This window comes from Polyangiaceae bacterium (genome assembly GCA_020633205.1).
Classification (GTDB): domain Bacteria; phylum Myxococcota_A; class Polyangia; order Polyangiales; family Polyangiaceae; genus JAHBVY01.
Genome location: JACKEB010000012.1, coordinates 614,993 through 627,340 on the forward strand (window position 1 = coordinate 614,993; position 12,348 = coordinate 627,340).

The following is a 12,348-nucleotide window of genomic DNA, read 5'->3' on the forward strand; positions in this document are numbered from 1 at the left end:
CGCGATCTCCTTAGGGGGTGGTTTTGGGCGCTCTCGGGCGCGCGAATGGTGTTGGGTGCGGGCCGTCAGTAGAGCAAGGTGAGTGAAGCGGCGCCGCCATAGAGCCAGCCGCCGCTTGAAAAGCCAGGCCAGCCGGGGTTGTTGGTTTGCAGGCCTTCTCGACCGGGCAGGGGATTACCCGTGGACGCGACGACGGAGTCGTCCGGGACTTCGTCCCGCAGCTTGCTGTCGTCCTTCTTTTGGTAGCGGTCGATGAGGTGGTGCCCCTGGACTTGAATTTCCGGGCGGAATCGTAATCCGAAGGCCTCGAACTCGAAGTTCGCTCCGGCGGTGGCGCTCAGTCGGTCGTTGTCGACGTAGTTGCTACGCCCCGTCTGCTCGGGAACGGGTGTGGGGGTGTAGCCGAGGTCGATGAAGGCGGTCACGTCGTCGATGTGTTGGCGCGCGCCGAAGCTGAAAGCGAACGTGTTCTTCCAAGCGTACTCGCTGCCGTAGACGTCGCCGGGTACTTGGCCGTGACGGTCGATGTAGTCGGACCACAGGGTGTAACTCACCCCCCCAACCAACGAGGTGTCGTCGGTCAAACCCACCTCACTGCCGAGCCCGAAGCTCCAAGGCACGAAGTCGTGCACTGCCTTGCGCGTGGTGTCCGATTCCTGACCTGCGGGCAGCGCGGCGCTGAACGCGGTCTCGATCACCAGCTTCTGCTCCGAGTGCACCGTACCGGCGAGGCTGAAGCGATCGCTCGGCTTCCACACCACGCCGAAGTGCGGGGACACCGCGGTGTTCACCTTGACGTCCGTCGACAACAGCAGCTGATCGTAGTCAGCGGGATCCCGTACGTAGGTTCCGGCGTCGGCGGTGTTGGTCAGACTGAGCGTGAACGACAGCCCCACCGCCAGCTCGTCAGTGATCTGCCCGCCGGCTCCGAACGCCAGCGAAGTCGCGGTGAGGCGATCCGAGTAGAGCTCTGGATGCAGGCTATTCGAGAAGAACTGCTCGCGCTCGTCGTTGTAGAAGGCCTGCGCCGTCGTGAACTCTCCGTTGGGGATCAGCGCGTGGAGGCCGAGCACGAAGCGCTTGTCCACGATGGGACTGACCAAGCCCAAGATGGTGTAGCTGCGGGTCACCCCAACGTCTCGACCTTGGCCGCGCCGGCGGGGCCCGAACGCGGGGGTACAGATGCTGTCCGTGCAGCCATCTTCCAGCCAACCGGTGGGAACCGTGTCGTTAGGAATGGGATTGCCGTTTCCGTCGACGATGTTGCGATTCCCCACGGCAAGTGGAACGGTGCCGCCCGTGCGCCCGTCATACGTGATCTCCGTCTGGTCGGAAAGCACGAGCACGCCCAGGGTGAAACCCTTCTGGGCGTAGCCGAGGAGGGCCGGGTTGAAGTAAGTGGAGGGCGCGTCCGCCCCGGTGACGCGCCCGTTGAACCCGCCGGCGCCCGTCGTTCCGCCTACCAGCTCGAACAGCGGTGAGGCGTTGGCGACCCCTGCGACGCCGAGGCTTGGAGCGAGCGTCAGGCACGCGACCAGGGCTCGCTGCCGTAAGGAAATGTGGCTCACTTCTTTACCCCCAAGTCTTTGGAGTCCTTGTGGGGCAACGCCTGGCGTGCCCGCGTACAGGTAGCCAGATCCTCCGCTTCATCCATGTGGAGCGGCGAACCAATGATCGCCGCTACTCGTGGGTCGTCCAGCGTCGCACCGAGGTAGCGGAAAGTGACACGCCCCTTGTGGGTCTTCGAAGGGTCTGAGAGCGCCTCGAGCACTCCGCAGCCGATGAGCGGGCAACCCTCGGTCTCGAAGATCACCTCCTGATTGTCGAAGCGGGAGTAGGAGGTGAACTCGATCTGATCTGGCGCGATGGGGAACTCAGGGTCGGGGCTGTACTCGTTCCAGTCCCGCATCACCGTGTGGCGTATCCCTGAAGCGTTGCCGCTGACCTCCCAACGCATGCCGAGGTGACCATCACCGTCGGTGTCCGCAGCGCCGTCGGGCATCTCGGGTGTGGGCATCGAGCGCAGGGTGCTGAGCTCGGCGTTGGTGGAGAACTCAGCTGGGGCGAAGGGCGGGTTTGCGTCGAAATCGAGGCCACGCAAGAAGTACCAGCGCTCCAGAGAGAAGTTGCAGCTACCACCACTCGCGGCGGATTCGCCCTGACGCGGACCCTGGGCGGTGTTGGTTTGATCCTGCGAGTTCCGGTACATCAGCGCCTTTACGCCGATTTCCGGGAGGATCACGTCGACGCTACCGCTCACCTGGATGCCGCAGAACAGGTTCTCCTCGATCGTGAAGGTGTCGCCGCTTTGGCTGATCTTGTAGACGTACCAGTTGGTCGAGGTCTGGAGCCCGTTGAGCACGCGATCGATGGAGAAATCGGTCTGACGAGTGATCCAGTAGCCGGTCATGTCGCAGCCCGTGGTGCGCGTCCCCAATTTACATGCGGAATCACACTGGGTTCGGTCGTCGGAGTCGCACTCTTCGTCACCGACCAGGATGCCGTCGCCGCACACGGAGTGACACTCGTTGTCCGGGCACTCCCAACCCGCGGCGATCTGACAGTCGACACAGCCCTCGCTGTCGTTGTCGCACGTCTCCGGGCCATCGAGCTGGCCGTCGCCGCAAACGAAGTCGACCGGCAGGATCGTGTCCTCGGCGCAGGCCGTCACGAGACCTGTTGCCAACGTGGAACACACGAGCGCGCCGCCCAGGTGGATCAACCGCCTGCTCTTGCCCTTCCTCACCAACACGACGCTACACCATTGTGCCCTTCCTGAAACTCGCCGGAGATGTTTTCCCGAGCGAGGTGACGCGCTCACGCGTCATTTTGGACCGAGTAGTCCGGTGCCATCCGGCACCCAGTTCGTCCCGCGCCTGTCTTCACGAGCAGGCGCGGGTGGCGTTCACTCCTGCGCCATCCGTCGCCCCAGCTCGCTGAGGCAGCTGGTTGCAGAACCCATGCGTTGCTCGAGTGTCTTGACCCCGAGGAAATAACGATAGAGCGGGTAGTCGCGGTCGAAGCCTATCCCGCCGTGGATATGCTGCGCCGCGTTGACCACGCGATTGCCCGCGTCCTTCGCCCAGTACGAGGCGACCAGGACCTCAGCCGTTGCCGGCTGGGCATCGTCCAGCAGCCAAGCGGCGCGCCACAGCGCGACGCGGATCGTTTCGACGTCCACGAAGGCGTCCGCTGCCCGCTGTCCCACAGCCTGAAAGGTGCCGATCGCGCGACCGAACTGCTGGCGCTCCGTGGCGTACTTCGCCGTCAGGCGCAGCGCCCGGGCGGCCATGCCTAGAATCGACGCCGCTTGGGCCACCTGGCCGCGTTCGCTCATGAAGGCGCTCACGGTCTCGCCGTGGCCGAGCTCACCCAGCAGGTTGCTGGCGGGGACGGGGTGGCCGGCGAAGCGGATCCGCCCGAGAGGCTCCTCGTTGCTGGCGGTCTGGCGCTCGACCTCGAGCCCCTTGAGCTCCACGCACAGCGCGCTCAACTGGCTCGCGTGCTCCGCCAGCAGCACGATATGCGATGCGACGGGCGCCCAGGGAACGCAGTCGAGCTCGCCGTCCAGGGTGAAGCCTTCGCTGGTCTGCGTCGCGCTCACGCGGCTGGTCGTAGCGCAGAGGATACTTTCCCCGCGGATCACACCGGGTAACACGGCCTGGCGAAGCGCATCGCTGCCGAAGCGATCGAGTGCTGGTGCGCCCATGGCCAAGCAAGCGGTGAGGGGCAAGGGCGCCGTGACCCAGCCAGCCTGTTCGTGGATCAAACACACCTCGACCATGCCGAGGCCGAGGCCGCCCACGTCTTCCTTCAGGTTCAACCCGAGCAGCTCGCTCTCCGCCATGCGGGACCACAGCTGCTTGTGGAACACGGGCTGCCCGGATTTCTCGAGCTGGGCGATGGCCTCGGGAGCGCATAGCTCGCCAAACATCTGGCGGCAGAGTCCAACCAGGCCCTGCTGGTCTTCGGTGAAAGCAAAGTCCATTTCAGCGCTCCTGCCTGGGCATTCCAAGGCCCGCCATCGCGATGATGTCGCGTTGGATTTCGTTCGTACCTCCGCCAAAGGTGAGCACGAGGGTCGCTCGGTAGTAGCGCTCGAGGCGACCGTGGAGTACGGCCCCAGGCGAACCACCTTGGATGGTCGACGCTTCTCCCATGATTTCCATGAGGCAACGTGCCGCCCACAGATAGTATTCGGATCCGTAGATCTTGACCGCGGAGGCTTCGTGCGGAGGAAGTTCGCCGCGCTCGATGTTCCAGGCCTGGCGCCAGTTGAAGAGGCGCAGCACGTCCGTGCCCGCCTTGACCTTCGCAAGGTTGACCTGAACCCAGCCGCGGTCGATCACCCGGCCGCCCTCAGGGGCTTGAGTGGCTTTGGCCCACTCCGTGACCTCGACCAGGAAGCGCTCCACGATGCCCGCGGTGAACAGGGCCACTCGCTCGTGGTTCAGCTGGTTCGTGATCATGCGCCAGCCGCCGTTTTCCTGACCGATCAACATATCGGCCGGCACCTTCACGTCTTCGTAGAAGGTGGTGAAGCAGCGGTTGTCACCCAAGGTGCGCGTGGGGGTCATGCTCACGCCGGGCAGCTTGGTGTCCACCATCAAGATGGAGATCCCCTTGTGCCGCGCGGCATCGGGGTCGGTGCGCACCGCCAACCAAATGTAGTCCGCGTGATCCGCGAGGCTCGTGAACACCTTTTGGCCGTTGACCACGTAGTGATCGCCGTCGCGGCGTGCAGTCGTCTTGAGGGCCGCTAGATCCGTGCCGGCCTGAGGCTCCGTGTAGCCGATGGAGAAGTGGAGATCGCCCTTCAGAATGCGGGGTAGCAGCGCCTGACGCTGGGCGTCGCTGCCGTACTTCATCAGTGTCGGGCCGACGGTGTTCAGCGTGAGCAGCGGGATGGGAAAGCCTGCGCGCTGCACTTCGTCGAAGAAGATGAACTGCTCGATCGCCGGTCGGCCTTGACCGCCGTACTCCTTGGGCCAGCCGATCCCGAGCCAGCCGTCCGCACCCATCTGCTTGAGGGCCTGACTGTAAAGCCGACCGCCGCTCTCCGTTAGAGCCACTTCTTCCTGTAGCTCTGGTGTCATCAGCCGCCCGAAGTAGCTGCGTAGTTCGTCACGCAGCTGCTTTTGTTCGGGCGTGTAGTCAAGATACATGCTGCCTCCCGGAAGGGGTTGGATGCGCGGCCTCACCAAACCCGCCGCGTTGATCGCCCACCCAGTAGAACGTGTTCTACACCGAAGGACAGTGTGCCCACAAGCCGCGCTGCACCGCTTCGCGCATTGCTTTCGGCGCCACCCTGGGAGCGCGCGTCCGAAGCGCCGCTTTTGCGTGACCTGAATGACCCGAGGAGCGCACCATTGGGCATGAAAACAGCCACCTTCAGCGCCTGGAGCGGTACTCCGCCGGTGGCTCAAAGGGGACGCCACGGGCACGTGAAACGCGCCTCACCCCCAAAAACCCGAGCGGTTGCGAGCGCTGCCGCAGTGCGCGATCGTGAAACGCGTTCTACGGGCGCTCTCTACGCAGAGCGTCAGCGCGTCGCTGACGGAGTTGAGGGACACACTGCGTTATGGGACCAGCACGATGCGACCGTGAAGGTTGCCTTCGAGCAGCCGGCGCTGGGCGGCGTCGGCCTCGGCGAGGGGGCGCTCTTCATGGACCACCGCGCTGAGTGGCTGCTGGGCGTGCAGCTCCAAGAGGGCGCGCATGTCATCGGGCGTCGCGCCGCTCGAGCCGTGGATGCTGAGCCCTGTGGTGATGATGTACCCGAGATTCAGCTCCGCGCGCTTGCCCACGACGTTGCCAATGCTGACGATACGACCCCCGACGCTCAAGCTGCGTAGCGCGGCGTTGAAGGTCGGCTCCCCAACACAGTCGAGGGCAACTTCGACTCGCTGCCCGAGCTGGCGGTGGAAGTCGCCTCCCGAGTTCACCAGCACCTCGTCCGCCCCGAGCTCCTTGCAATAGCCGACGTGCTCTTCACTCCGAACGACGGCAACGACGCCCGCGCCGAGGCGTTTTGCGATCTGGATTGCCGCTGCGCCGACGCCGCCATTCGCGCCAGTGATCAGCGCCCGCTGGCCGGACTTGAGCTGCCCCCAGCGCACCAAGCCCCGGTACGCCGTTCCGTAAGTGCAGTGCAGGATCGCAGCCATTGCCGCCGGGATTTCCTCCGGCATGGGATAGAAGCAGCGCTCCGGGGCGAGGATATGGCTCGCGTAGCCGCCGTCGACTAATAGGCCCAAGACGCTCGCCGCAAAGGGACACAGGGAGGTGTCCCCCGCTTGGCAACTGGGGCAGGTGCCGCAGGAATCGCGATGCATGCTCGCGATGCGATCGCCAACCTTCCAGGAGCTGACGTCGTTGCCGACGGCCACGACCCGACCCACGGCTTCGTGGCCAGGTGTGACCGGGAGCTGAATGAAGGCAAAGCGACCACTGCGGTCGATGGTGTCGCGGTAGCACACGCCGCACGCCTCCACCTCGACCAGCACCTGGCTCCCGCTGGGCTCGGGCAGGGGCGCCTCACTGGGCTCGAGCTCGCGAGTGAAACCTGTTTCAAGCATGCGCATGCGACGCCACGTCATGAGCCGAGTGGAGCGTGTTACAGTCGGCACGTCAACGCGGGCTGCGTGGACGAGGCGCTGATGAATCGAAGATCGCTTGCTAGCCGAGGGGGCGCGTCGCTTGGGGTGCTGGGGCTTGGTCTATGCGTGCTGGGTGGGCCTGCGGCTTGTGGTAGCAACCCGGAAGTGACTTCGGGCAGTGGCGGAGCCGGGGGCGCCGGTTACGTCTGCGACCTACCCGAAGCGAAGCCGTCGAGCTACGTCGAGCAACGGGAGCCCTGCGCCGATCACAATCCGCTGCGCAACGCGTACTTCGGGGATCTGCACGTGCACACGCGGCTCAGCTTCGATGCCTACGCGGATCAGACGCGAGTTGGCCCCCGGGAGGCGTATCGCTTCGCGAAGGGAGATCCGATCTCCGTCGCGCCCCTCGACGCAGACGGGCAGGGGACGCAGATGCTCCAGCTGAAGCGCCCCTTGGATTTCGTGGCCGTGACGGACCACGCTGAGTTCCTCGGGGAAGTGCTAGCCTGCATCACCCCAGGGGCCACCGGCTATGACAGCGAGTTCTGTCAGAGTTACCGCATCGGTGGTCCGGCGGCGGTGCAGAACATCGCCATCCCGCTAAGTTCGCCTGATCCCAAGCGGCGAAAGGAGCTGTGCGGCGATGACGGCAAGGGTTGCGAGTCACTCGCTCGCGACGGCTGGAAGACGTTGATCGACGCCGCCGAAGAGGCCTACGACAAGACCGCCAGTTGCTCCTTCACCGCGTTGATCGGCTACGAGTGGACTGGAGCCACGGGGGTGAGCAACCTGCACCGCAACGTGATCTTCAAGAACGACCGCGTGCTCGAGTACCCCGTGACTTACATGGAAACGCCCAAGCCTCAGGAGCTGTGGGCGCGCCTCGAGTGCGAGTGCCGCCGCGCGATCGACGGCTGCGAAGTGCTGGCGATCCCCCACAACTCGAACCTCAGCAACGGCAAGATGTTCATCCCTGAGTACCCGGGCACGAGCTCCATCGAGGAGGAGCGGGAGCAGGCCAAGCTGCGCGGCGCGATGGAGCCCTTGGTCGAAGTGTTCCAGCACAAGGGTTCGAGCGAGTGCAGCTATGAGCAGAGCTCGAACTACGGCGAGGTCGACGAACAGTGCCGCTTCGAGCAGTTCCGCGAGGGAATGGACTGCGGCGATGAGACCGGCGGCCTCGGGATGATCAACAGCGGCTGCGTTTCTCGCTACGATTTCGTGCGGGGCGCGCTGCTCACGGGCCTGAGCGAAGAGGAACGTCTGGGGACGAACCCGCTCCGCCTAGGCATGATCTCCAGTACAGATACCCACCTCGGCGCGCCCGGCGCGGTGGACGAAGATCAGTTCTTGGGACACACCGGCGGCGAGACGAAGGTGGAGGATCGCCTCCAGATCATCAAGCAACCGCCGAGCGGTGTGATCTCGACTCCAGGTGGCTTGGTCGGCGTTTGGTCGACAGAGAACAGTCGCAGCGCGATCTTCGAGGCCCTCGCTCGGCGCGAGACGTTCGGCACCAGCGGGCCTCGCATCACTCCGCGCTTCTTTGGTGGGTTCGGCTTGGACACGTCCGCTTGCTCCAAGGCTGACTGGGTCGCGACTGCTGACGCTCAGGGTGTCCCCATGGGAGGCACCCTGAACGCCAGTATGAATCCCCAGGGCAACGCGCCAGGCTTCATTGTCAGCGTCGATGCGGACCCTGACGCGAGCGCCGCGCCGCTGGAGCGCGTGCAAGTGGTGAAGGGTTGGGTCGACGCTGCGGGCAAGTCACACGTCGCGGTGTTCGATGTGGCGGGTCAAGCTGGAAGGGGCACCCTGGATCTCGACACATGTCAAACCGGGGGCGAGGGCGATAGCAACCTGTGCACCACCTGGGTCGACCCGAGTTTCGACCCAAGCGTTCGTGCCTACTATTACGTTCGTGCGCTCGAGAACCCGACCTGCCGCTGGAGCTGGCGCCAGTGCCTGAGCTTACCGGAAGCGGATCGCCCTGAGGCCTGCAGCGACCCTGGCGTGGCGAAGCAGATCCAGGAGCGCGCGTGGACGAGCCCCATTTGGTACGAGCCCGGAGCCGGCTGAAGTGCCTCGGGTTCCGCTGCGCGCTGCCATCGGTCGGACTTTGCGCGAGCCGCTCCTGCACTTCGCCTGGCTCGCAGCGCTGTTGATTTGGCTCACCCCGCGACCGCCAGACGCGCGATCGATCGAGCTTTCTCCAAGCCAGATCGATGCGCTGACCAAATCCTTCGAGCTCAAGAGCAAGCGCCCTCCGACGGACGTCGAGCGTGCTCAGCTGATCAACGAATACCTGAGCGACGAGGTCTTGAAGCGTGAGGCGATCAGTATGGGCCTCCACGAGACGGATCCCGTGGTGAGGCGTCGTCTGATCCAGTCCTTAGATTACCTGGCGGAAAGTCAAGGGGAGCCAGCTCCCCCGACGGATGTCGAGCTGGCCGCGGAGCTGTCCGCGCACCCGGAGCGCTATCAGGTGCCCGAGGAGCTCGACTTCGAGCAAGTCTTCCTGCGCGCAGGACCCGATCTCGACGCGCGAGTCGCGGCGCTTGAGCCCAGGCTCGTCGTCCAGCCGGCGTTAGCTCCTCGCGGATCAGGGGGGGAGGCGCAACATCAACCGTCCGCTACTCCCGTGGCGGATCTCGAGCTAGGCGATGCGTTTCTGGCGGGTCGGCGCTTCGTTCGTCGATCCGAGCGGCAAGTCGAGGCGCGCTTCGGCGCACCGCTCGCGAAGGCGCTCTTCGAGCAGGCGCGCCTGCCAGGCAACACCGGCAAGTGGCTTGGGCCGTTCGAGTCTCGCTACGGAAAGCACTGGGTGCGAGTCGAAGCTCGTCACGCGCCGCGAACTCAGCGGTTGGATGAGGCACGGGGCGCTCTCGGTGCCGCAGTGCTGGAACAGCGCCGCCAAGCGGCTCACACGGACTTCATCCGCCGCACCGCAGCCCGTTACCGCATTCGCGTCGCTGGAGAGTCTTGGCAGCTGGCGCCATCCGAGCACGCGCCGTGAGCTCGCGCTCTGTTTCCGCGGTGCTCAGCCACTCGGTGGGCTGGTGCGTCGCCTTCGCGGTAGCTTGTTGCCTACTGCTCAGCCCGACTCGGGCCGATGCGCACGCTCTGGCTCCCATCGTGGTGCGCACGCTGGAATCGCGCGCTCAGGGCATGTTGTTGAGCGTGCGCTTCCCGACACCGGAGCAAGCAGCGGGGGGGCTCGAGATCAGCGGTTGCGACACGGCGCCGCTCGAGCAGGCGCTCTCGAGCGGCACGCTCTGGTCTGGCGCGCTCGAGTGTGATGCTGGTACCCCACACTATGTGCGTTTCCCCGCGGGTACGCCAACCGGTGTGTTGTGGGAGGACGCGCGGGGCGCCCAGCCAGAGGTGCAGCTATTCGGCGAGCAGCCGCCTGGGTTTCGCTTCTTGGTCCCCGCTCGAGCCACCGGGCCGGCGCTCGCGGGCTACTTCACCCAGGGCATTGGGCATGTGTGGTCCGGCTGGGACCACCTGTTGTTCGTCGCGTGCCTGGTGTTGCTCTCAGGTCCTTGGTGGCTCGCGACCAGCGTGCGCAGGCTGTTCGCCGTGGTGACGTTATTCACCGTCGCTCACAGCCTGAGCCTGGCGCTCAGCGTGGCCGTCGGTGGCCTCGGCAGCCCTGGCGTGGAAGCGGCAATCGCACTCAGCGTGGCGTTTGCGGCGCGTGAAGTCGTGCTGCGCTTGGGAGCGCAGGAGCTCGAGCCTGACCGTGTGGCGACACGCCGCTTGTACTGGACTGCGGCGCTGTTTGGCTTGTTGCACGGCCTCGGCTTCGCCTCAGCCTTGCTCGAGCTCGGCCTGCCCAAGGGGCAGGTGCCGGCGGCGCTCCTGTTGTTCAACCTGGGCGTCGAGCTCGGTCAGGTCAGCGTCGTGAGCGCTTTGCTGGTGTGCTTGTGCATCGTACCCCGCAGGGGTGTACGCCCGCTGGCGCTAACCCTGAGCTACGCCGCCGGCGCGCTCGCCCTGTTCTGGATGGTGCAGCGCGTGCGCGGCGTGTGACGCTCAGATGGCGCGGTCGTGCCCCTCCCAGTGGGGGTCACGCAGCTTGCGCTTGTAGAGCTTGCCATTCGGATCGCGAGGCATCTCGGCGATGAACTCGATGCGCCGCGGCATCTTGTACTTGGCGACGCGATCTTGAGCAAACTCCCTGAGCTCTGATTCGAGCTCGGCGCCCGCGCTGTTGCCCGGCGTGGGCTGGATGACTGCCATCACTTCCTCACCCCAGTCCTCGTTGGGGATCCCGAAGATCGCGACGTCTTGCACCTTGGGGTGGGTGACGAAGACCGCCTCAATTTCCGCCGGGTAAATGTTCACGCCGCCGCTGATGATCATGTCCGCCTTGCGGTCACACAGAAAGAGGTAGCCGTCCTCATCCAGGTAGCCGGCGTCTCCCACGGTGAAGAAGCCTTCGTGCCAGGACTTGTCGGTCTTGGCTTTGTCCTTGTGGTACTCGAACTTGTGGTCGCCCATGCGGATCCACACGGTACCAATTTCGCCAGGGGCGAGGGGCTGTTGCTCGTCGTTGAGCACACGGATCTGCGAAATCGGCCACGGCGCGCCCACGGTGCCTGGCTTCTTGCGCCAGTCCTGCGGGGTGGCCAAGGTGCCGCCGCCTTCGCTCGCCGCGTAGTACTCGAAGATGCAGTCGCCCCACCAGTCGAGCATCTTTTGCTTGATGTCGATGGGGCAGGGGGCTGCGGAGTGAATCACATGGCTGAGCGACGAAACGTCGTAGCGAGCCTTCACGTCCTCCGGCAGCTTCAGCATGCGCGTGAACATCGTCGGCACCATGTGGCTGTTCGTGACCTTGTGCTCCTGGATGACTCGCAGCGTGTCTTCGGGCGCCCACTTGTCCATCAGGACCACGGAGTGACCGAGGTGCAGGTGGTTCGTGGCGAAGTTGAGCACGGCGGTGTGATAGAGGGGCGCGACGACCAGGTGCACGCCAACGCTGCCCGGAAACATGCCAAAAAGACTGAGAAACAGCGCCTGTTGCGTGGCTACGAGCTCGGGCGCCGCCTGGCCCACGGGGCGGCGCACGCCCTTCGGGTGGCCAGTGGTTCCCGAGGTGTAGGTCATCGGGCCGCCCGCGCTGCGATCTTCTGGGAGCGTCGTCGGTTGGCCATGCCACAGCTCGTCGAAGTTGCGGAAACCTTCAATCGGATCACCGATGTAGAAGCACTTGTCTGCAGGCAGACCAGCCTCTGCGGCGGCCTTCTTCGCGGCTTCGCCGAAGCGGGACGAGGCGATGAAGACCTTGCTCTCTGAATCCTTGAGGATATAGGCGATCTCGCTCGCCGTGAGGTGCCAGTTCACTGGGGTGAGGCGCCAGCCGGCCTGCGCTGCCGCCATGAACGTCTCGATCACCTGGTGACTGTTGGGCGCCGCGACCGCCAGCGTGTCGCCGTTGGTCAGGCCCTGAGCGCGCAACCCGTGGACCAGTTGATTCGTGCGGTCCCAGGCTTCGCCGAAGCTGTGCTTCGTGCCGTCGGGATCCACGATCCCCGTCTCGTTGCGCTTCTCCGCGGCAACTTTCCAAAAACCTAGCTCGACGTTCATGGCTCCTCCGAGGGTCGATGGGCGTCCCGCCGCCGTTCGTCCACGCCCTCACGTGTACCTGAAGGCGCTGCCGAATGAAACATGTTCTACACACTGGCGCGCGCCGCAAACCGCGTCGATGTCGCGAACGCAGAGCACTGTCATTCAGGCG

Annotated in this window: 9 protein-coding genes; 3 read left to right on the plus strand and 6 right to left on the minus strand. The window is 65.0% G+C overall.

Annotated elements, in window-relative coordinates:
* Positions 1 to 65 precede the first annotated feature (65 nt).
* The 5 genes from H6718_14755 to H6718_14775 all read right to left on the minus strand — a co-directional run bounded on the left by H6718_14755 (position 66) and on the right by H6718_14775 (position 6,599).
* Positions 66 to 1,568: an outer membrane protein transport protein gene (locus H6718_14755; protein MCB9586657.1), complete on the minus strand. Its 1,503-nt coding sequence runs from the start codon at positions 1,566 to 1,568 to the stop codon at positions 66 to 68.
* On the minus strand, positions 1,565 to 2,746 hold the full coding sequence (locus H6718_14760; protein ID MCB9586658.1) for a DUF4215 domain-containing protein: 1,182 nt from the start codon (positions 2,744 to 2,746) through the stop codon (positions 1,565 to 1,567). Before H6718_14760 ends, H6718_14755 begins: the two co-directional genes overlap by 4 nt.
* A gap of 159 nt (positions 2,747 to 2,905) precedes the next feature.
* Positions 2,906 to 3,988: an acyl-CoA/acyl-ACP dehydrogenase gene (locus tag H6718_14765; GenBank protein MCB9586659.1), complete on the minus strand. Its 1,083-nt coding sequence runs from the start codon at positions 3,986 to 3,988 to the stop codon at positions 2,906 to 2,908.
* Position 3,989: 1 nt separating this feature from the next.
* Complete coding sequence (locus H6718_14770; GenBank protein ID MCB9586660.1) at positions 3,990 to 5,165, minus strand: acyl-CoA dehydrogenase family protein; 1,176 nt, start codon at positions 5,163 to 5,165, stop codon at positions 3,990 to 3,992.
* Positions 5,166 to 5,579: 414 nt separating this feature from the next.
* A complete protein-coding gene (locus tag H6718_14775; protein MCB9586661.1) occupies positions 5,580 to 6,599 on the minus strand; it encodes an alcohol dehydrogenase catalytic domain-containing protein in 1,020 nt (339 codons plus the stop codon).
* Positions 6,600 to 6,659: 60 nt separating this feature from the next.
* Between H6718_14775 and H6718_14780 the strand changes: the two genes are divergently transcribed.
* From H6718_14780 to H6718_14790, 3 genes are read left to right on the plus strand one after another with little or no spacing between them, the layout of a single operon-like run.
* A complete protein-coding gene (locus H6718_14780) occupies positions 6,660 to 8,681 on the plus strand; it encodes a DUF3604 domain-containing protein (GenBank protein MCB9586662.1) in 2,022 nt (673 codons plus the stop codon).
* Between the two features lie 40 nt (positions 8,682 to 8,721).
* The gene (locus tag H6718_14785; GenBank protein MCB9586663.1) at positions 8,722 to 9,618 is read left to right on the plus strand and encodes a peptidyl-prolyl cis-trans isomerase; all 897 of its coding nucleotides are present in this window, start codon (positions 8,722 to 8,724) and stop codon (positions 9,616 to 9,618) included.
* A complete protein-coding gene (locus H6718_14790; GenBank protein ID MCB9586664.1) occupies positions 9,615 to 10,637 on the plus strand; it encodes a HupE/UreJ family protein in 1,023 nt (340 codons plus the stop codon). Before H6718_14785 ends, H6718_14790 begins: the two co-directional genes overlap by 4 nt.
* Before the next feature lie 3 nt (positions 10,638 to 10,640).
* Here the strand turns inward: H6718_14790 and H6718_14795 are convergent, their stop codons facing one another.
* Complete coding sequence (locus tag H6718_14795) at positions 10,641 to 12,197, minus strand: acyl-CoA synthetase (protein ID MCB9586665.1); 1,557 nt, start codon at positions 12,195 to 12,197, stop codon at positions 10,641 to 10,643.
* Positions 12,198 to 12,348 lie beyond the last annotated feature (151 nt).